Below are 22,102 nucleotides of genomic sequence, written 5' to 3'. Positions count from 1 at the left end.
AACCTTTTTAACGTATTTCATGAGAATCTCCTGAAATCACTCCAAATAGATGCCTATTTGCATCAATTTCCAATAACGAGAGCGGAATCCATTCGAAAAGTGCTCTTTTGCATTTTTGACAGGGTTATTGGATTTGAAGACGTGAGAGTTCTCACAAAATCAATTACTTTACTCCATCGACACTATGTTTGTCGCCATCACGTCCCTCCCACTCCCAACCCAAGTCCCCATCTAAATCGCCCAACATAGACGGATGCTTTGCCGCCGTTAAGCCATACTAAACATGGGAAGGGGAGTGGGCAAACCATGAAGAAGACAGCCTCGATGCTGGCGATTTGGATAAGCTTGGCCAGTAACATCGTGCTGACCGCCATCAAAATCATCGTCGGCCTTCTGTTCAATAGCCAAGTACTGATTGCTGACGGTATTCATAACGCTGGGGATGTCATCGCGACAGCAACAGCTTACAGCTCCATGCGCGTATCCTCCAAACCAGCGGATGTCGATCATCCTTACGGGCATGGAAAAGCAGAGGTGCTCGGTGCTTTTATCGTTGCAATAATACTGGGCTTAGCCGCGATCTATATGGGCTATCACTCCATACATGCCCTGTTCGAGGCAGCAGGAGAGGCACATATCATTGCCCTTTGCGCAGCTGTTGTTTCCCTCGTATGGAAACAAATTCTCTATGTCTACACGATGCGTATAGGAAAGCAGCTCAATAGCAAAGGGTTGATAGCCACAGCCTACGATCATTTAGCGGACGTGTACGCCTCTATAGCGGCTTCTGTAGGGATTGGTCTAGCATTACTCGGAGATCATTACAATATTAGCTACTTGGCGTACGGAGATCCTGTAGCGGGGATCATCGTCTCTTTCCTTGTATTGAAGTTAGCCTACGAAATGGGCAGCGAATCCTTTGATATTTTGATGGAGCGAAGTGTTAGTCCTGCCTATATCGAGCAGTATGCTGCGTTAATCCGAGGTGTGCCAGAAGTTAAGCGGATTGATCGACTACGTGCGAGGGAACATGGTCATTACATATTAGTTGATGCGAGGCTTGGCATTCCGGGCCAATTGTCGATCCAAGAAGGTCACGACATTAGTCGCAGCATTAAGCAGAAAATCAAAGAAGCCCATAGTGATGTGGATGAGGTACTAGTCCACTTAAATCCTTGGTATGAAGAGCAAGCTGACGCCTGAGTTGTTGCGTCGGCTTTTTACATTGTTTTTGGATATTATTTACAATCACTCCGATTCGCGTTAGATTAGTCATAGCATCTTATCGACAACGTCTACGTTACAGTTTAAAGGAGTGAAAGCTTTGAGTCGAAGAGCAAAAGACATTTGGATAGGTATCGCGGTGGCAAACGGATGTGGAATCTTCTTTATGCTGTTGACCGCCTATATCATCAAACTAGCTACAGGTGTAGAAGGAATATTGATCTTGTCCGACTTTGTCTTGCTTCCATTCATCATGGGCATCATTAATGCTTTTTTCTGGCGAAAACACCGCGTCACAGTTGGTCCGTGTTTTGGATACGCATTTCTTAATCTAGTTGTGGGTTTAATTTATAGTTATTTCATGATGGGCGAGGGCTATATTTGTCTTATTATCGTGGCTCCACTGATTTATCTCTTTATTTTACTTGGGGTTCTGATGGGTAAACTGATGTTCAAATGGAACCAAACAACGTTAAACGTCAGTATTCTTGCGGCGATGACCGTTCTCGTATTTACAAATATCATCACAGCGGAACCTGGTGAAAGCCAGGTTACCGACCGAATTCTCATACATGCGAAACCCGAAGTCGTATGGCAAAATGTCACGGCATTTTCACCCATTACGTCAGAGCCTGACTATTGGTTATTTAAAATCGGCTTGCCAAGCCCCATTCAATCCACGGCAGAAGGCCATTATGTCGGCGCAGAACGTAAGTGTATTTTCAGCAACGGCATTGTATTCGATGAGAGAATCGTAGAATATGAAGAAAACCGAAAGCTAACCTTCGCGATTACGAAGTTGCCTGACGATCCAGAAATTTTAGGGCATATAAGCTTGTCTAAAGGACAATTCATCCTAGAAGATAATGGTGACGGGACTACGACATTAGTAGGCACAAGCTGGTATGATTTAAAGGTGAAGCCATCCCTTTATTTTGATATGTGGACGAAAAGCATCATTCGCAATGTRCATCTCGAAGTTATGAAGCACATGAAAGAGTTAGCGGAACAAGTGTAGGGAGCAACTCATTGTGACAAAAAAACACCCCTACACACGAGCTCGCATTTGCGGCTCCATCTAGAGGTGTTTTTTATTTATACATCGCGTTCATCACACGATTCGCACACATGTTATTTCGCGAAAATATGATTCCCAATCTGTAGCGTCTGTTGACGAGTCCAGATCCATGAGCTTGTCGCTGTTTTCGGATTGAAATAGTAAAGCGCGCCACCCGTTGGGTCCCAGCCGCGAACAGCCTCTAAGGCAGCTTTATAAGCTTGACTATCCGGCGTTAAATTATATTGGCCATCGCTGACTGCCGTAAAAGCACCAACTTCGAACACGATGCCTTGAATGGTATTCTCGAACTGACTGGATTTTAGTCGGTTCATAACAACCGCTCCAACAGCTACTTGACCCTCATAGGATTCTCCGCGTGCCTCACTATAAATGACTTTAGCCAGCATATCGAGCTCTGCTTGATTCACTGTGAATTTACGCAAGTACTCCCACGTCTTCGCACCAACGATCCCATCCACGCTAAGTCCATAATTCGTTTGGAAGTTACGAACTGCCGCGGCTGTAATCGGACCATATTTTCCATCTATAGAAGGCTCATAAATGCCTAAAGTTTTTAGTCGGAATTGTGCGTCCCATACGTCACCATTTTGTGTACCTTGCTTTAAAGTCGTAGCTTCTGCTGCGGATGCCTTCGGGCTCCACGTACCTGCATTCATCCCTAAACCAAAGGAAGCTACGAGTGCGACTACGACTAGTTTTTTAATCAACATCATCTTCATCTCCCCTTTCGCTTTCCTCAGTATAAGTGCCAGTATACCTCGTCTCAACCCGCAGTTTTTGGAAATGTAAGTCAATCTCTTGGGGCTCTAAGGGTTGAGCAGGGTCATTTTTTTATTGAAATGAGCGAATTAATCATTGTTATTCCCATGAATAGGAAAAAGCCCGAGACTGCCATGAAGGCAATCACGAGCTTTTTTGTGTGTTTTGCTGGTTATTGAGTGTATATAATTAGTTTTTGTTTTCCGCAAGAATCGAACGAAGAACGGTTTGCAGGATACCACCGTTACGGTAGTAGTCTACGTCTACCAAGCTATCCAAACGCACAAGAGCTGTGAATTCGAAGCTAGTGCCATCTTCACGAGTTGCAGTTACTTTTACTGTTGAACCTGGTTGTACGTCGTTGCTAAGGCCAGTGATGTCGAAAGTCTCGCGACCCGTAATTCCTAGCGTTTTCCAGCTTTCGCCGTTAACGAATTGAAGTGGAAGAACACCCATTCCAACAAGGTTACTACGGTGGATACGCTCGAAGCTTTCAGCGATAACTGCTTTAACGCCTAGCAAGAAAGTACCTTTAGCTGCCCAGTCACGGGAAGATCCAGTTCCGTACTCTTTACCTGCGATAACGACAAGGTTTTGGCCTTCAGCTTGATACTTCATGGAAGCATCATAAATGGACTCGACTTCGCCAGTTGGCAAGTAAGTTGTAACGCCGCCTTCAGTTCCTGGAGCCACTTGGTTACGAATACGAATGTTCGCGAACGTACCGCGCATCATCACTTCGTGGTTCCCACGACGGGAACCGTAGGAGTTGAAGTCTTCTCTTTTTACACCATGGTTGATCAAGTATTGGCCTCCAGGGCTGTCTACTTTGATGTTACCAGCAGGGGAGATGTGATCCGTTGTTACGGAATCGCCCATAAGTGCTAGTGTTTTGGCGCTGCGGATATCTGCGATATCATCAAGAACGGTACCTAGGTCTGTGAAGAAAGGAGGCTCTTGGATGTATGTGGAGTTCGTGTCGAACTCGTACAGATCGCCTTCTGGAATTTGAATTTGGTTGAAACGCTCATTCGCACGGAATACATTGCTGTATTTGTCGCGGAACATGTCAGGGCTCATAGCTATGTTAAGCGCATCTTGGATCTCTTGGTTTGTAGGCCAGATATCTTTCAAGTAGACAGGTTTGCCAGTGTGGTCATTACCGATTGGATCTGTCGCAAGATCGATGTTCACAGTACCTGCAAGAGCATAAGCAACAACTAATGGAGGTGATCCAAGGTAGTTCGCTTTTACTTGTGCATGCACGCGGCCTTCGAAGTTACGGTTACCGGAGATAACAGCGGCAACGGTCATATCGTTGTCGATAATCGCTTTGCTTACTTCGTCTGGAAGCGGACCGGAGTTACCGATACAAGTTGCACAGCCGTAACCAGCAACGTGGAAGCCAAGAGCTTCTAGGGACTCAAGAAGGCCTGCTTTAATCAGGTACTCAGTAACAACAAGGGAACCTGGTGTCAAAGAGCTTTTTACGAAAGCTGGTTTTTTCAAACCAAGAGCTACCGCTTTTTTCGCTACGAGACCAGCACCGATCATAACGCTTGGGTTGGATGTATTCGTACAGGAAGTAATCGCCGCGATGACGACTGCGCCAGTACCCATTTTAACGGTTTCGTTTGGATATACAACATCAACAACTTCAGCCACTTTCTCTTCCGTCAAGCCGTATCCGCCTTTTTCGATCGGTGTACGGATGATAGCGTTGAAAGATTCTTTCATGTTCGTAAGTTCTACGCGATCTTGCGGACGTTTAGGACCAGCTAAGCTTGGAACTACCGTGCTAAGATCAAGCTCAAGAACATCTRTGAACACTGGATCTGGTGTGCTGTCTGTGCGGAACATGCCTTGTGCTTTGTAGTAAGCTTCAACAAGCGCGATTTGCTCTTCCTCACGGCCAGTAGCACGCAAGTAGTTCAATGTTTCGTTATCGACAGGGAAGAAACCGATTGTTGCGCCGTACTCAGGAGCCATGTTCGCAACTGTTGCACGGTCAGCCAAGGAAATGTTGCTTAGTCCAGGACCGAAGAACTCAACGAATTTACCAACAACGCCTTTTTTACGCAAAATTTGAGTAACTGTCAACGCCAAGTCAGTCGCTGTAGCGCCTTCTGCCAATTGACCAGTCAATTTGAAACCAACAACGTCTGGAGCGACGAAGTATAGAGGTTGACCAAGCATACCAGCTTCCGCTTCGATACCGCCAACGCCCCAACCTACAACACCAAGACCGTTGATCATCGTTGTATGGGAGTCTGTACCTACGAGGGAATCCGGGTACACGACAGTTTCGCCGTCAATTGTTTTCGTTGCTGCAACAGATGCCAAGTACTCCAAGTTAACTTGGTGAACGATACCTGTTGAAGGTGGCACTGCACGGAAGTTATCGAATGCTGTTTGTGCCCAACGCAAGAAGCGGTAACGCTCTTCGTTTCTTTCGAATTCTAAGTTAATGTTCATTTCGAGTGCATCCGGGGAACCGAAAGCATCAACCATGACAGAGTGGTCAATTACAAGGTCAACAGGAACTAGTGGGTTAATACGTCTAGGATCTCCACCTTCACGAGCCATAGTCGCACGCATTGCCGCAAGGTCAACGACGACTGGAACGCCTGTGAAATCTTGAAGAACGATACGAGCAGGAATGAAAGGGATTTCTTTGTTCTCATCGCGGCCTTCAGCCCAGCCAGCGATTTGTTTCACGTGCTCACTTGTAATCGCGCGACCGTCAAATTGACGAATAGCAGCTTCAAGCAAAACGCGGATGGAAACAGGAAGATTGGTGATCGTGCCGTGACCTTGGCTTTCAAAGTCAGGAAGGCTGTAATACTGGAACGATTTCGTGCCGACAGTTAACTGCTTGCGCACAGAAAAAGAGTCCTTATTGGACATAGGTAGTTCCTCCTCAAATGATAATATCTAACCATGCCATCGAATTTCATCTAGTGAAACTCGATTTCATAATTCCCTCTACCTCAAGTATAGCGCTTCGCCACGTGTGAGTAAAGATTAATTTCAATCATTTTTACCATCAAAATGTCATATATTGAATCAATTCAAAGCAATTCGGGCTTGTCCTAATGAAACTTATTCCATGCCTTAATAAAAGCTAAGGAGGGATACCAAGATGTCCTGGAAAACAGCGCTCTACAATTACGTTCATGCGAAAAATCAGGCTGAGCTTGAGGGCTCATCCGCACCCTTGGAAGCATTTGTCTCGGACAGCGCTTATGTACGGAAACAGGATGTCAAGGTGCGAAGGCTCCTGAACAGTTACCGAGAACGTGACGCTAAGCTGCTGCGCGGAGAAACCAAGCTCCGTATGCAAGGTGTTAAGGAATTGCCATATGGTATTATTGCGGATATCCAGTTGCATCGGTTTTTGACCTATCAAATTGGTTTGATAGAACATCAGGAGGAGCGTATAGAATCAGAACGAGTGATCATTGAGCAAAATGTTTCAGGCTGGAAAGTTCAAAGTGCGGAGCTCGTACAAAGCGAAAAGTCTCAGCCTAGCCGCGGCCGCAGCTTCCATTTGTCAGAGAATGAAACGTTCCTAGACACCCAGCGCAGCTCACCATCTCTTCCTTATATCAATCCTAGTATACGCAATACGAGTGGTCTGGAATCCGCTCACCGCAAAATCATTTATAATCGTCCCAAAGCCGTCCAATATGCGGAAAAATGGTGGCAAACACCGAATCCTAGTTATGAGTATTTCGAAGTAGATTGCACGAACTATGTCTCGCAATGCCTCTTTGCAGGCKGGGCTCCAATGGACTATACTGGGAAAAGGGAATCGGGCTGGTGGTATGCTGGCAAAAAAGGAAATCAAGAGCTTTGGAGCTATAGTTGGGCAGTAGCCAACAGCTTGCATCATTACCTTGAGCGTCCACATAAGCATGGTTTGACAGGTACAGTCGTCAAGGACGCTTGGGAGCTACAGCCAGGAGACACCATCAGCTATGATTGGGATGGCGACGGCCGCTTCCAGCACAACACAATCGTTATAGGTAAAGATGCCAATGGGATGCCGCTCGTTAATGCGCATACCTTTAATAGCCGTAATCGGTACTGGGCATACAAGGATTCACCTGCTTGGTCAGAACGGACGAAATACATGTTCATTCATGTTGCTGATGAAATGTAAGATGGCATAGAGATTTGTAAATACTAGACGGAGGTACGTAATGAGCCGCAAAATACGAATTGGTTTAATTTATGGAGGGAAATCCGGTGAGCATGACGTGTCTTTGCAAACAGCATTGGCAGTTATGAAAGCTGTGGACTTCACGAAATATGAGATAACACCGTTTTATATATCCAAAAAAGGCGAGTGGAGAAGCGGAACGCCGCTTTTGGGTCCTGCTGAGTCCAAGGAAGCGCTGACCTTCAGTACGGACGATGCTGGTGCTCCTGCTTCCAACGCACTGTCCCCAATTTTCGGCGGTATTCAAACGAAGGGTGACGTAGCTGTTTCTTCTATTACAACCGCTGGAGCGGAGGATCTCGGATTAGATGTCGTATTCCCGCTTTTACATGGAACGTTCGGGGAAGATGGAACGATTCAAGGACTTTTGGAAATGGCGAATATCCCCTATGTAGGTGCTGGTGTACTGGCTTCTGCTGTCGGCATGGATAAAGTCATGATGAAGAAGGTTTTCGCGCAGGAAGGACTTCCACAGTGCATTTTCCGTCATTTTACCCGCACCGAGTGGGAAAAGAACCGCGCTTATCATCTCTTGGAGCTGGAAACAGCGATTGGCTACCCATGCTTCGTGAAGCCGGCTAACTTAGGCTCAAGCGTTGGGATTTCCAAAGCGAGAAATCAAGAAGAGCTGATCGCGGCCGTTGCTTTTGCTTTCCAATACGATCGCAAAGTGATTATTGAAGAGAATATCGATGCCCGTGAAATCGAAGTTGCCGTTCTGGGGAATGATGAGCCTATCGCTTCTGTCGTAGGTGAAGTCGTATCTTCGAATGAATTCTACGATTATAAAGCCAAATATTTGGACGGCAAATCAGCGATGATTATTCCTGCCGAGATTTCCCAAGAGATATCGGATGAAGTCAGAGCGCTGGCGATTCGTGCGTTCTTGGCGGTGGATGGCAGCGGGTTGTCACGTGTGGACTTTTTCCTAGGCAAAATCGATCAGAAAATCTATATCAATGAAATCAATACGATGCCTGGCTTCACCCCATTCAGCATGTACCCATTGCTATGGCAAGAGACAGGTAAACCTTATAAAGAGCTGCTGGATGATCTCATTCGTTTGGCGCTTGAGCGCCACGCAGCTAAACAAAATATCCAATATTCTTTCGATGCGGAGTAGATAAGCCATGGGATTTCAAACGGAATTCAATTCAGTTTGTAAGTTTAAGTCCGAGCAAGAGCTCTACGAGCTGCTGGAGTATGGCCGCGGCAAAATGGTAAAAAGCGGCTTCCGCGTTTTCCCGACAGGCCAGAAGGTTATCGCGTACACGCCTGAGAACCAAGCGATCGCCATCGTGCGTATCGTGGCCTCCATCGCGGAAATCAATTTCCAAGGTGACGAGGTTACACAAGTGGAAATGGAGCTCATCCGGCGGTTAACCGAGGAAGAAGCTCGCATTCAGACCTCGCTTGCGTTCGAAATGTTTTTCGGAGAGCAAGCTTAAAGAAGCACCGACCTTTCGGGGGTCGGTGTTTTTTGTATGTTAGGGCCTTTGGTCAAGCGATGCTTATTTCATATGGCCTGCTGATGTGTGGCATGCTGGTTGCAAGTTGAGATGGGGAATGTGTAGAAGTAGGTGTATGTTTTGCTGAGTTAGAAAAGAAGTAATCGGGTAGGAATTTCGTGGAATTATCCTGTCGCCTGATGAATAGATGGATTTTTTACAGTTAATAATCTGGATTTTCCGAATAAAAACAGAATAGATGGACAACCTCCAGTTAATTTTAACCATTTTACCCGATCTGAACAAAAAAGGCAGTTTTACCTACATATTTTACAGTTAATTCGAGTGTTCGAAGAAATCCCTTCAAAATAGCTGTACTTTTTCCAGTTAATTATATTTGYGAATCGCTTGAGCCTTTTCTGGTATGTACACCTTTTCGCAGGGGTAATCTAATACAATCCATTTGCAAACGAACCTGGAGGTTAACCGAACATGCTTATTCGCCTAGGATACGTAGCCATGTCCACTGTGGTAAAGAATGCTTCCCCGTCCAAGACGATGACGGCAACAAACTTCAGCAAGCTGCTCGATCGCGAGGCAGCTATTCGCAAGCTGCAGCGCATCGGCGCTGAGAACTTACATAATACGCTCCGTTTGCTCAAACATAATCGTGCTCATGATATCATGGTGTTCAGATTTTCCTCACGCTTCATTCCGCTGATTGGTCACGAGATGCTGGGTGATTGGGATCCGATCCCTGCCTTATCGGCAGAATTTGAGGAACTTGGCAGCTACGCCAAGCAGAATAACATGCGCGTCAGCTTCCATCCCGATCACTTCACCGTGCTCAGTACCGCGAGAAAGGATGTGCTCCAGAAATCGGTCGAAGATTTGGAGCGTCACTCCGCCATGCTAAACGCCATGGGGCTTGGGATGGAAGCGATGTGCAACATTCATGTTGGCGGTTCCTATGGGGATAAAAGTAAATCCGCGAAGCGATTTGTCCAAAACTTCACCGCCATGCGTATTCCGATTCAACGACGAATCACGCTCGAAAATGACGACAAAACCTTCAATGCTCTAGAGACGCTCGAGATTGCTGAGGAAGTCGGTGCTCCAATGGTTCTGGATGTGCATCATCATACAGTCAACAACAATGGCGAAGACGCAGTCGAGCTGTGGCCGCGCATTCAAGAAACCTGGCTAACGCGTGCGCGCTTGCATCTAGATGAGGCATCATCCTCACTCCCACCCAAAATTCACGTTTCCAGTCCCAAAGGCGAAACAGAACCAAGAAGTCATGCCGACTATGTGGAGGTAGGGCCTTTATACAATTTTCTGAAAGCTATAGCCCCCATCACACCGAAACTGGATATTATGATCGAAGCGAAGATGAAGGATAGCGCACTTTTCAAGCTCATGGAGGACCTCAAGGAACAAGAAGGCGTCACAGCCCTCGATGAAGCGTCGCTACAGCTCTAAATCCCATATTTTTCTTGAATTGTTGGACAAAATGGGGTACTTTGGAAGGTAGATCTAATGACTAACCATGCCATTGTGAGAGGGGCTTCTACGAACCATGAGTCAATTGTTAAACGGAAAAAATATACTTGTAATGGGTGTTGCTAATGACCGCAGTATCGCTTGGGCCATTGCACAATCTTTAGCCGCACAAGGCGCTAATTTGGTGTTCACGTTCGAAAACGAGCGCGTTGAGGAACGCGTACGCAAGCTTGCCGATACGATCCCAGGCTCCACGTTGATGCCTTGTAACGTAACCGTAGATGCAGAAATCGATACTTTGGCTTCTGCACTCAAAGAGAAGTTCGGAGTCGTGCATGGACTTGTTCATAGTATTGCTTTTGCCAAAACAGAAGAGTTGGACGGGCTGTTCGTGGACACATCACGCGATGGTTTCGCGCTTGCGCATGACATCAGTGCTTACTCCCTAGTGGCCGTATCCAAACGCATTTACCCGCTGATGACCGAAGGCGGAAGCATCATGACGATGACGTACCTTGGCGCAGAGCGCGCTATGAAGAACTACAACGTGATGGGCGTTGCCAAAGCTGCGCTTGAAGCTAGCGTTCGTTACCTCGCGGCAGATCTTGGCCAATTCGGTATTCGCGTTAACGGCATCTCGGCAGGTCCGATCCGTACGTTGGCTGCCAAAGGCATCAAGGATTTCAACTCCATCCTGCGTCAAGTCGAAGAGAAAGCTCCACTTCGCAAAACAACAGATACAGCTGAAGTTGGTGATACGGCGATGTTCCTTATGAGCAATTTGTCCCGTGGAATCACAGGCGAAGTTATTTATGTAGACGGCGGATACCACATCGTTGGTATATAAAAGGTTTTATTTTCATAGATAAAAGAAGATAGAAAACCGTACGGCTTTGGTGCCGATACGGTTTTTTTATATGAATTTCCGCGCCAATGTGAAAATGTACGAATAAATTAGGATGAAACGCACTAGTATTAGAAACGTATAATTTACTATACTTAACGTAATATCTAAATTAATGAAAAGAAAGAGTTGATATATATGGTAAATGGTGGCGCGGAAACATTCGTTGTTGGTAGCAAAAGTTTTACAGCTGTAGCCATTAATACGGCAGCTAAGGCAGGTCAGTGGATCAAAACCAAGCTTGGAGATATTAATCATGTGGGGACGAAGTACTCTGCACAGGATTTGGTGACAGAGGTCGATAAAGGTTCCGAGAAGTTGATTCGTAATTTGATTATGACGCATTTCCCTAACCATTCCATCCTTGGGGAGGAAGGCGTAGAGCCAGGACCCGAGGCGTCAGCCAAAGCACTGCAAGAAATGAGTGATGAAGAGTATCTTTGGATCGTAGATCCAATTGATGGCACGACGAACTTCGTTCATGGATTTCCATTCTTCTCCGTGTCGATTGCATTGGCGCATAAAGGTGAAGTCATCGTAGGCGTTGTATACGACCCATCACGCGACGAATTATTCGTTGCTGAGAAGGGGAAAGGCGCTTACATGCATGGCAAAAAGACCGAGGTCTCCGAAGAGGAGACGCTGCTTACCAGTTTAATCGCTACTGGATTCCCGGCTGACCGTGATGGAGCGTTGCCTATTAATATGAAAGGCGTTCAGGCGCTTTCGCCGAAAGTTCGTAACATCCGTGTGGCAGGCTCCGCAGCGCTGCATTTGGCCTATGTGGCTGCTGGGCGTCTTAGCGGCTTTTGGGAAATCGGACTCAACGCATGGGACATTGCAGCAGGTGCCTTGCTCATTACAGAGTCAGGCGGCAGTGTGACGGATACGGAAGGCAAGCCTTATCATTTGGGCGTTCGCAACGTGATGGCAACGAATGGACGTATTCACGAGGAGCTCCAGAACGAGTTAGCAGTAGCTGAAGCCACAGGATATGTGAAGTAAAAAAAACCTCTTGCAGGTCGTTCCGTGAGGAGTGACCCAGCAAGAGGTTTTTTCCTCAATTTGGAACGGAGGCAGCCCGTCGTAAAAGTCTGGTGAAATCCGTTGAAATCCTCTATAATATGAGATATCTCATTTATTTAAACGTTTCAATTAACGGGACACGCGAGTCGTGATCGGAATGGATGGAGTGCTTCTATGTCGGTAAATACAGGATCAGGACCAGATATTATTACGTTTGGAGAAACAATGGCACTACTCATGCCTTCAGGTGGTAAGGGCTTAGAGTACTCATCGGAGCTGCATAGCCTGTTTGGCGGTGCAGAGAGCAATGTGGCGATCGGCATTTCACGTCTTGGCGGTCAGGTAGGTTGGTTCGGCAGACTGGGTAAGGACCCGTTAGGTCGTATGATTTTCAAAAAAATCCGTGGTGAAGGTGTCGATGTTTCCCGTGCGGAATTGACTCCCGATGCGCCAACAGGGCTCATGATGCGTGAAGTTCTCATGGGCAAAACGTCCGTTTACTACTATCGCAAAAACTCAGCAGCAAGTCAGATGAGCCCGAAACATTTAGATGAGGCATACATCGCTGGGGCCAAAATATTGCATATTACCGGTATCACACCGGCACTTAGTGAGTCGTGCAGAGAGGCAGCTTTTGAAGCTGTTCGCTTGGCTCGTAAGCATGGCGTGAAGGTTAGCTTTGATCCGAATTTGCGCTTGAAGCTGTGGAGCATCGAAGAGGCGCGTCCTGTGCTGCTGGAGCTGGCGAAATTGGCGGATATTTTCCTGCCAGGCTTGGATGAGCTGAAGTTGCTGTACCAAACCGAAGACTGGGATGTCATCGTGAGCAAGCTGCGCGAATTGTCGGCGGTGTCCATTGTCAAAGGTGGAGAAGATGTGACGTATGTCGTGACGGCGGATACGATTACAACCGTGCCTTACTTCAAAGCAGAGCAAGTCGTTGATACCGTGGGTGCGGGCGATGGGTTTTGTGCGGGCTTTTTGGTGGGCGTGCTGAAAGCGTACGAGTACCCTGAGGCAGTTCGCATCGGGAATTTGGTGGGTTCCATGATCGTGCAGACGGAAGGCGACTGGGAAGGCGCTCCGACGTGGGAGCAAGTGGAAGCGGTACTTAACAACATTAAACATATTGAACGTTAATTGTTCGAAAAACATTACGAAACAATACTCATAAAGGCTTACTCAAAGAAGGGAAGATGATTGTGAAGAAACTTCAATTACTTCAGCAAATTACAAATGAGGGCGTCGTTGCCGTCCTACGCGGAGATACACCAGAAGAAGTCGTCGAAATGGCGGATCAAGCGATCGCCGGCGGTATCAAAGTCATCGAAGTCACGATGACCGTACCTTTCGCGCTGCGCGCGATCGAGGAGCTTGCGAAGCGCTACTCGAGCACAGCCAAGGACGCGTCCAAGTACGCGATTATCGGGGTGGGCACAGCCCTTGACCCCGAAACGGCGCGTGCCGCGATCCTTAGCGGGGCCGAGTTCGTTGTCGGCCCGTCTTTGAACCCAAGCACGGTTACCCTGTGTAACCGGTATCGCGTGCCGATCATGCCAGGGTGCATGACCATTGCGGATATCCAAGCCGCGCTTGAGCTTGGCGTGGACATTGTGAAGCTCTTCCCGGGTAATCTGTACTCCCCGGCGATGATTAAGGCCATTAAAGGTCCGCTGCCACAGGCGAACATCATGCCTACTGGCGGGGTTTCGCTGAGCAACCTCGGCGAATGGATCCAGGCCGGCGCAGTTGCCGTCGGCATCGGCTCCGATTTGACCAGCGAAGCGGTCAAAACAGGAAACTACAGCCTTGTTGCGAAGAAGGCTGCTCAATATATCGAGGCCTACCAAGCGGCCAAGAAGTAGGCATTTGCATGCGCTCCGTCGAAATTAGGACGGAGCGTATTTTTTTGTGCGGAAATGGAGGCAGGGCAGATGGAGCAGAGCGGTCAKGCTAGATTATTGCTCAGTGTGAGCAATTTGGAGGCGTCGATAGCTTTTTATAGGAGCCAGCTAGGCTGGGAGTTGCTTGAGCGGGACGAGGGGTGCTGTGCGGCATTGCTGCACATTGGTGATACAGCAGATGAGGCTGTTCTGGTCGTGAAGGGATATGAAGCAAGTGGGGTTCTGAAACGTTGGTTAAGAGCGAATTACAGCGCAGCACAAGCTGGAAGCCTTGTTTACATCGGTGTAGCTTCTGTAACTGACGTGGAGTCGAAATTGCTCGCCAGAGGCTATCAGCAGGCTATAGGGAGTCAGGAATCAGAGCATATTCGTGAACGCCATGTTCCGACCATTGATGGGTATACACTGGTCTACTGGGAAGAGCTATTCCCATCCCATATCGAGATTATGAAGATGTATGAAGCGGGCGTGGAAGAGTTACATCAAGCGATCGACGGCTTATCCGATGCACAGCTTAACTTACGTGAAGTACACGACAAGTGGTCGATTCGTGAGCATGTGCTGCATCTGATCGATTTGGAGCTGATCGCCCTGCATAAAGTGAAATTTGCACTTGCGGAGCCGGGGCGGATGTATACGGGGAATGCGTTTCAACCAGATGATTGGCATCGGGGACTCCACTATGCACAGAGGCCAATCGCTGCCGAAGTCCTGCTATTTGGAGCGGCAAGGCAGCATGTTATTGGGCTGTGCAAGTATCTTCCAGACGCATTAGACCGCACCATACGAACGACGAGTCGGGAAGAATCCGTTGCCCAATTGCTGAAAATGATGGCTGGACATGCCAAGCATCATTTGCGTGCTATCGAGCGAATTTGTGAGCTGCATGGGGTTCGTAGGTAAGGGATACATGCTCAGGGAACTGCCTGCCGCCTAATTCAGCTATAGTAAATCTTTCTATATGTGCCCTATCCCAACTTATGGTAAGTTGGATACAACAAGAAAGTTACCCAAGAAGGCAGTAGGGAGTCGATTAAGTGATTAAGCATCTAAAGGATTGGATTGTAGAGGCGGATATAGCAAGTATGCAAGCGGCCTTGGAGACAGGCTCAGTAACCTCGGAGGAGCTTGTTCGTGTATATCTAGAGCGAATTAACAAGTATGATTCTACCATTAATTCAATCTTAGAAATCAATCCCGACGCGATTCAAATCGCAAAGGACTTAGATCAAGAACGCAAGGAATCAGGGAGCCGAGGGAACTTGCACGGGATACCGATTCTTCTAAAAGATAACATCGATACACACGATAATATGCATACAAGTGCTGGCTCGATTGCGCTGGCGGATTCGTATGCGGCTAAGGATTCATTTGTAGCCGCGAAGCTGCGAGCGGCAGGTGCCGTTTTGATGGGAAAAACGAATATGTCGGAATGGTCGAATTTTATGTCTAGCTCCATGCCTGCAGGATATAGTTCACGCGGCGGGCAAGTGCTTAACCCTTATGGTCCCGGGGAAATGTTCGTGAGCGGGTCTAGCTCAGGTTCGGCGGCTGCAGTAGCTGCAAATCTAGGTGCTGCTTCGATAGGAACAGAGACAGCAGGTTCTATTGTTGGACCGGCAAGTCAGCATTATGTCGTGGGGATCAAGCCTACTGTTGGTCTAGTGAGCCGTGCGGGTATTATTCCGATTTCAAGCAGCCAGGATACCCCTGGGCCAATAGCGAGGACAGTGAAGGATGCTGTTATTTTGTTAGGGACATTAACGGGTTCTGATAGCGAGGACCAGGCTACGTTAGCGAGCAGTAAAGTGACATTACAAGACTACACACCGTTTTTTGATGCGAGTTTTATACGACAGGCCAGAATCGGTATACCGCGGCATTACTATCAACATTTGGACAAGGAAAGACTAGCCATTATGGAAGCCGCCATTGCAACCCTGACCATGGAAGGCGCAACAATCGTAGATCCAGTTAGCTTACACGTGGAACAGCAAAACTGGAACAATGATGCCATCACGTATGAATTTAAAAAAGGCTTGAATGCCTATTTATCGCGGCTGGCTGAAGACATACCTGTTCACTCTTTGGAAGAGCTGATTGCGTATAACCACAACCATGCAGAGGCTGCTCTGCAATTCGGGCAGGACACACTCGTTCGCTCACAAGAAACGACCTTGACGGAGGAAACCTATCTACAGAAGATACAAGCATATAGGGAACTGCCTCTCCAGCAAGGAATCGACTATGCACTAGATAGGGACGACTTGGATGCACTCTTGCTCCCAGGAGATGTGGATGGCCTGTATATCGCGGCGCGATTGGGCTACCCGTTGATTTCGGTTCCGGCCGGATATGCCGAAGAGGGAGTTATCGACGCGCGTGGGCAATCGACCAAGGGGCCTTTTGGTGTTGTTTTTTCAGGCAGAGCCTTCAGTGAGCCTACTTTGATCAAAATAGCCTACGGCTTCGAGCAAGCTACCCATCACCGTGTTCCGCCTGATTTAGGATAAGAAGAATGTGAGAGAGCAACATGTTTAGCTTAAAAATACAACAACAGATCTATCCAATAGTGGTACGAAAGTTTCAGGGAGAGTTTAGTCGGAAAAACCAACTAACTCGGAGGAAGCGTAGGGAAGATTCCGAAGCTCTCGCGCATTATTAGCCAAACACAAAGAACCCGAAGACCGTATTTCCTTAGAAATAGGTCGAACGGGCTCTTTGTGTTGGTCCCTCTAACGTGTGGGAGGAGAGGGGGAAATTCTAACTACTTGTTTTCCGCATCATACTCGCTGGCGAATTCGGCCAGGGCTTTCACCTTACCATGTGGTGGATGTTGAGCTTGTTTACGACCCTTCCATGCAGCTTCTTGGCGGCGCTTCGAGTGGCTCATAGCTGAAAACCTCCTGTGGCATGCGGATGGTGTTGCACTAATAAAATGCGATAGATGACTATATTTTATGCAACCATTACACTTGCTTTTACGAAAAAACTCCACCAGACCAATGAAGGTCTGGTGGAGTTGTGTGCAACGATACTATTCTGTAGCAACGGATTGGTCAGCTTGCATGTTGACCGGGGAGATCCGGATGAAGTTAGCTTCTAGATTGCTTAGCAAACCTTCGATTTTCGCTGCGGCTTCGGATTGACCGGAGTTCGCAAGCTCAGCGTGGTATGCCGTGAGCAATTCAGTTAGATCTTTTTTACTTTGAAGGCCAATAGGCTCAAGTTTAACTTTAGCGCCTTTAGCGATACGACGTTCAATAGCTGCTTGATCAAGACCCATTTCTGGCACTAGACGTTGGTAGATAACCCCACCTGTCATACCTGCACAGATCCATGGACCTGGATCGCCCATAACAACGGCACGGCCGTTTGTCATGTACTCGAACGCGAAGCCTTTGAGGTTCGCACGAGCGGCTAGACCACCAAGCTCATCTTGTAGAGGTGTTGTGATCTCGCCGCCGAATACAACGTCAGCACCGGAGAAACGGATACATGCACGAGTATCTGCGCTGCCTTGAATCAAGAACAAACCTTTTTGAGCGCCGTAACCGAATGATTTACCAACGCTACCATTGATGAAGGTATTGTTTTTGCCAAGTGATTTCACGATAGCTACTTTACCACCAAAGGCCATTTTACCAAGACCGTCTTCAGCACCGCCGTGTACTGTAATGTCTACGCCACGCGCGTTGAATGCGGCAAGACCGTTACCAGGAACGGAACCATCGATCAAGTTAAGTGCAACGGATGGAAGCTCATCGTAGCTGCCGTTGAAACGGTCTCTTACGCGATGGCTGGAATAACGAGTTCCAAGGATACGGGACTCAGCATCCACTTTGGACCAGTTGCGAACGACAGGACCATCGAACGAAACGGAATCTGGGAAGAATTCCAAACCTTCTGCACCAGCCGCGATCCGGATATCGGACGAAACTGCTGCTTCTTCAGCGGCTCTTGTCTCTTCAGAGATGAACTGAAGTGGAGCTGGACGAAGAATGTCGGACAGATCAATACGCTCGATGTGGCTGATTTGCTCCAAAAGATCAGAACGGCCAACAAGTTCTTGTAAACTTTTGAAACCAAGGGAAGCAACGACTTCACGTACTTCTTCACCCATCGAACCGAACAAACGAACCAAGCTGTCAACAGCTAGATCGAATTGACGAGGTACGAAACGGCGAAGACCTTTTTCTTCGGCTTCTTCCATGGAATCGATTTGTGTTGCGATACCAACGTGACAAGTGTCTAAGTGACAACCACGACATGTTGTACAACCGATGGATTGCATAGCGATACTACCGAAACCAGCACGGTTCGCACCAAGCATAACCATTTTAACAACGTCAGCGCCTGATTTCAGACCGCCATCGGACCATAGCTCAACGCGGTGACGAAGACCAGCTTCAATCAAAGCAACGTGAGCAAGCTTCGTACCAATCTCCGTAGGAAGACCAACGTGCGTCAAGGAGTGAATACGTGCCGCACCTGTACCGCCGTCGAAACCGGAAAGCGTAATAACGTCAGCACCAGCTTTGGCCACACCAACGGCAATCGTACCGATACCAGGAACAACTGGGATTTTTACGATGATTTTGGCTTTACGACCGCTGCCTTCTTTAAGCTCGGAAATGATTTGCGCCAAATCCTCGATGGAGTAGATATCGTGGTTATTGGACGGCGAGATCAAATCTGAACCGATTGTAGCGTTACGAGCTTCAGCGATTTTCGCTGTAACTTTGGAACCTGGTAAGTGACCGCCTTCACCTGGCTTTGCCCCTTGACCGATTTTGATCTCAAGGAAAGCTACTGCGTTAGCAAGCTCAATGTTAACACCGAAACGTCCGGAAGCGACTTGCGCTCCGCGCGTTCTTTTGTAACGGCCAAGCATATCTTTAATCTCTCCGCCCTCGCCGTTCATGGTAACCATGTTCAGACGTTCGCCGGCTTCAGCGTAGGCACGGAAAGCTGTTTCATTTTGTGAACCGAAGGACATCGAAGAGATCAACATCGGCAAGGAATGACCGCCAATGGAAATATCAACTTGCGACGGATCGAGTGGTTGACGGCCATCGCTAATTGCTTTGAAGCCCGCAATGTGACGAATGGAAATTGGGTTCTTCTTCTCTTCTTCACGCAGTTTGTCGCGGTAGTCGCTGTAAGGAGCAGCTCCTGATGCAGCATCGCCTAGCGCTTTCCACATACGTTGGAAGAAACGGAAGTTTTTCGCTGCTTTCGCTTTCGGATTGATGAAATCTGTGTAACGAGCTTCAGCTTCAGCTTCAAGCTGAGCAAAGCCAGTACCTGCTTTTTCACTACCAAGGTAGTTCACGATATCCAGCACCTCGGAAACTTCCGGATGGAAGCCGATGGAGGAGAAGAAACGTGTATACCCGCGAAGCTCATGCGTACCGATAGTTGAAATGACTTTTTCAAGTCCTTTCGTAAGTGCCGCGTATACTTTACGTGCTGCTGCTGCGTTGCCTTCTTTGTCAGAAGCAGTCGAAAACAGCAAGTAAGGTGAGATCACGTCTGCACCAAGACCACAAGCTACCGCGATATCATGCAGACTGCGAATAGCAGCTGAACGAAGGATCAATGTAACTTGACGGCGTAAGTTGTCGCCGAAACCGAGTTTCTCTGCACGAAGTGCGATATCGATTTTGGATACTGCAAGGTGCGGATCAAGCCACAAGCGGTCGTTTTGGTGAGCTTCTGCATCGTCCAAGACGAGAAGAACAGAGCCATTACGAGCTGCAGAGATTGCATCTGCTGCAAGTTGGTTCAAGCCGTCTTTTAGTGAAGTCCCTCTAGCGAAAGTTGTGGATAGAACAGCTACTTTGTTATCGCCTTGTGCACGGAATTGTGCGAGCAATTGCTCGAATGATGGCTGAGATAGTTTTTCTTCGCTGCCTACACCGTTCGTTCCTTCAAGAACAAGAGGAGCAAGAAGTTCAAGACGAAGGTTGCTATCCACCTGTGCAAATACCGGAAGACGAGCTCCAGCAATAACACGTGTTGAGAAATGCTCCATTTCACGGTCACGGTCAATAGCCGGATTCGTTACTACAGCAACACTTTCTTTAATGAAGTCAGGCACGTTCTGGCGTTCCCACGCAAGAGCGGCATGAGGGGAATCATGACCCAATGAACGAATTGGCTCAGCGCCTGTTTCGGACATGGATTCAATGTGTGAAATACCGTCGCGGTCCCAACCGAATGCACTATACACTTGATCAGTTGTAACAATATTCTCATTAAGTTCAGCTTCGGTATTCGTTTGAGCAGGGTTCAAATAGGAGCGGAGACCGCCAATATTTACACGCTTGCTTACACGCTCATACACGAGGGTTTGAACTTCATGATAAGGAATTACTTGAATGTGCTCGCCTGGTGTTAGAACAACACCGACTTTCTCACCTGGTGCGATCGGCTTCGGATCAGCAACCATTTCGCCAACCGTAATAACACCTTGCTCCGATGAGAAGTACAGGGACGTATCACTTTCAACCATCCAAACAGGACGAAGACCTAACGCATCTACGCTGAAAATACACTCGTTACCGTAACGGGAAACGATACCTGCTGGACCTTGTGCAAAGTGGCCCCATACTTGACGGTAGTACACATAAAGATCTTGAAGTTCCGGACGGAACTGTTTCATCTCATTAATAATAGGAGGGAACACCATTTCCATCGCTTCGAAAAGGGACAATCCAAAACGGTGAATGAACGTTTCGATCGTTCTGTTCATGTCTTGGGAGTCAGACCCGCCGCTTACAAGCGGAACGCCAACCATGTCAGCTTCAAGACGAAGTTTTTTCACCGTGTTAATTTCGCCGTTATGTCCAAGAAGGGAGAACGGTTGAACGCGGAAGAAGCTGGACAATGTGTTCGTGGAATAACGGTTATGACCAATCGTTACTTGGGACGCAAATAAAGGATCACGCAAGTCGTTAAAATATTTAGGTAGGATGCTAGCTGCACCTAGTACTTTGTAGGCAGATGTTACATTGCTAAGTGTAGCAACATGCACGTTGTAACGATCTTCAATCGCAATATGCAGTTCATAAAGGTGATCGGCAACTTGACCTTCGGTCTTATTGCTGATGGCTGCAATTTGCCAGAACGTAGGCTCATCGAGCAAACCATTAGCGCCTAAGGAGCCGCTGTCAACTAGGTTTTCTTGCTCTAGAATAATGGATACATCATGGGAGGCAAATAGCTCACGAATGCCGTTTTGAATCTCAGTAACAGTCAAATCCAACTTGCGTGGAACAAAGATATGTCCAACAGAAAAACGGTTGTCATAAGCAAGTTTGCTGTCCAGACCCGCATCTGTTAACTTCTTTTCCCAAAGCGCACGTGGAATATCTGTTAGAATACCGCAACCATCGCCTTCACCATTGATAAATCCAGAACGATGTTCCATTTTTACAAGGGCATCAATCGTCTTTTGGATGTTATCGCGGGAAGGATGACCATTCTTCTCAATAATACAAATAATACCGCAGCTGTCGTGTTCGGTTCCTAGTAGATCTTGAAAACGGCCTTCATTACGCATAATTTCATTCATTGCTCTGGTCAGTCGCCTGACCGTCACCCCCCATACAAAATTAAACTCCTCTTGCTTTCGCTTCTTGCATTCTGGCACCGATGAAACTGCTAGCTATCGCATTTCCTAAGGAAAATCCACATTGTGGCTCAAAACCGAAATATGCATAATCATGTATAAAGATGCAATATAACTGAATATCATACCAATTTACAGGAGGTATAACTCTTGCAAATTGGCATAAATCGACACGTAGTAAAGTAAGGCACCACACACAAAAATCCGCATAGTATTTGTAAATCATGCCCTAACTTTCTAGGAAAATACTGTGAAACCGAGCGATTTCTCTAAAAGGGTAAAAGTAATCTTAGAATAGCATGAAAAAGTTCATCCGACAATACTTGCAGACGCAAATCACAAATGTAAGCGTTATCTTTTCTGTATATTGGTGAATAAAAGTATAATTCTAA

General features: G+C 47.3%; 16 protein-coding genes. 12 read left to right on the top strand and 4 right to left on the bottom strand.

Annotated features, from left to right (window positions below):
- The first annotated feature begins 306 nt into the window (after positions 1-306).
- Both AC1DLM_RS02995 and AC1DLM_RS02990 read left to right on the top strand, forming a co-directional pair.
- Entirely contained in the window at positions 307-1,203 is an 897-nt protein-coding gene (locus AC1DLM_RS02995) for a cation diffusion facilitator family transporter (RefSeq protein WP_441990765.1), read from the top strand.
- 121 nt (positions 1,204-1,324) lie between these two features.
- Positions 1,325-2,242: an SRPBCC family protein gene (locus tag AC1DLM_RS02990; RefSeq protein ID WP_477569080.1), complete on the top strand. Its 918-nt coding sequence runs from the start codon at positions 1,325-1,327 to the stop codon at positions 2,240-2,242.
- A 113-nt stretch (positions 2,243-2,355) separates the two neighbouring features.
- Here the strand turns inward: AC1DLM_RS02990 and sleB are convergent, their stop codons facing one another.
- Positions 2,356-3,024, bottom strand: coding sequence for a spore cortex-lytic enzyme (sleB, locus tag AC1DLM_RS02985; RefSeq protein WP_441990763.1), 669 nt, complete (start codon positions 3,022-3,024; stop codon positions 2,356-2,358).
- A gap of 229 nt (positions 3,025-3,253) precedes the next feature.
- Positions 3,254-5,971 carry an aconitate hydratase AcnA gene (gene acnA, locus AC1DLM_RS02980; RefSeq protein WP_477569079.1) on the bottom strand — a complete coding sequence of 906 codons (2,718 nt, stop codon included), beginning with the start codon at positions 5,969-5,971 and terminating at the stop codon, positions 3,254-3,256.
- Positions 5,972-6,206: 235 nt separating this feature from the next.
- Here acnA and AC1DLM_RS02975 point away from each other — a divergent pair, with 235 nt between their 5' ends.
- The 10 genes from AC1DLM_RS02975 to AC1DLM_RS02930 all read left to right on the top strand — a co-directional run bounded on the left by AC1DLM_RS02975 (position 6,207) and on the right by AC1DLM_RS02930 (position 16,587).
- Positions 6,207-7,229 carry an amidase domain-containing protein gene (locus tag AC1DLM_RS02975; RefSeq protein WP_477569078.1) on the top strand — a complete coding sequence of 341 codons (1,023 nt, stop codon included), beginning with the start codon at positions 6,207-6,209 and terminating at the stop codon, positions 7,227-7,229.
- Between the two features lie 40 nt (positions 7,230-7,269).
- Entirely contained in the window at positions 7,270-8,412 is a 1,143-nt protein-coding gene (locus tag AC1DLM_RS02970) for a D-alanine--D-alanine ligase (RefSeq protein WP_477569077.1), read from the top strand.
- Between the two features lie 7 nt (positions 8,413-8,419).
- Positions 8,420-8,737: a hypothetical protein gene (locus tag AC1DLM_RS02965; RefSeq protein ID WP_441990760.1), complete on the top strand. Its 318-nt coding sequence runs from the start codon at positions 8,420-8,422 to the stop codon at positions 8,735-8,737.
- A 492-nt stretch (positions 8,738-9,229) separates the two neighbouring features.
- Positions 9,230-10,219 (top strand): UV DNA damage repair endonuclease UvsE, encoded by a 990-nt coding sequence (gene uvsE / locus AC1DLM_RS02960; protein ID WP_441990759.1) that lies wholly within the window; start codon positions 9,230-9,232, stop codon positions 10,217-10,219.
- Between the two features lie 97 nt (positions 10,220-10,316).
- Complete coding sequence (gene fabI, locus AC1DLM_RS02955) at positions 10,317-11,087, top strand: enoyl-ACP reductase FabI (protein ID WP_028555353.1); 771 nt, start codon at positions 10,317-10,319, stop codon at positions 11,085-11,087.
- A gap of 195 nt (positions 11,088-11,282) precedes the next feature.
- Positions 11,283-12,149, top strand: a complete 867-nt coding sequence (locus tag AC1DLM_RS02950) for an inositol monophosphatase family protein (RefSeq protein ID WP_477569076.1) — start codon at positions 11,283-11,285, stop codon at positions 12,147-12,149.
- A 195-nt stretch (positions 12,150-12,344) separates the two neighbouring features.
- Positions 12,345-13,310: a sugar kinase gene (locus tag AC1DLM_RS02945; RefSeq protein ID WP_441990757.1), complete on the top strand. Its 966-nt coding sequence runs from the start codon at positions 12,345-12,347 to the stop codon at positions 13,308-13,310.
- A 62-nt stretch (positions 13,311-13,372) separates the two neighbouring features.
- Entirely contained in the window at positions 13,373-14,035 is a 663-nt protein-coding gene (locus tag AC1DLM_RS02940) for a bifunctional 2-keto-4-hydroxyglutarate aldolase/2-keto-3-deoxy-6-phosphogluconate aldolase (RefSeq protein WP_056617588.1), read from the top strand.
- A 69-nt stretch (positions 14,036-14,104) separates the two neighbouring features.
- Complete coding sequence (locus AC1DLM_RS02935) at positions 14,105-14,977, top strand: DinB family protein (RefSeq protein WP_477569075.1); 873 nt, start codon at positions 14,105-14,107, stop codon at positions 14,975-14,977.
- Between the two features lie 134 nt (positions 14,978-15,111).
- On the top strand, positions 15,112-16,587 hold the full coding sequence (locus AC1DLM_RS02930) for an amidase family protein (RefSeq protein WP_477569074.1): 1,476 nt from the start codon (positions 15,112-15,114) through the stop codon (positions 16,585-16,587).
- 254 nt (positions 16,588-16,841) lie between these two features.
- Here the strand turns inward: AC1DLM_RS02930 and AC1DLM_RS02925 are convergent, their stop codons facing one another.
- Positions 16,842-16,967 (bottom strand): DUF6254 family protein, encoded by a 126-nt coding sequence (locus tag AC1DLM_RS02925; RefSeq protein ID WP_235549887.1) that lies wholly within the window; start codon positions 16,965-16,967, stop codon positions 16,842-16,844.
- A 144-nt stretch (positions 16,968-17,111) separates the two neighbouring features.
- Complete coding sequence (locus AC1DLM_RS02920; protein WP_477569073.1) at positions 17,112-21,653, bottom strand: glutamate synthase-related protein; 4,542 nt, start codon at positions 21,651-21,653, stop codon at positions 17,112-17,114.
- Positions 21,654-22,102: the final 449 nt, after the last annotated feature.

Source organism: Paenibacillus sp. 01T442 (genome assembly GCF_056398345.1).
This window is presented reverse-complemented; position numbering and strand designations above follow the sequence as displayed.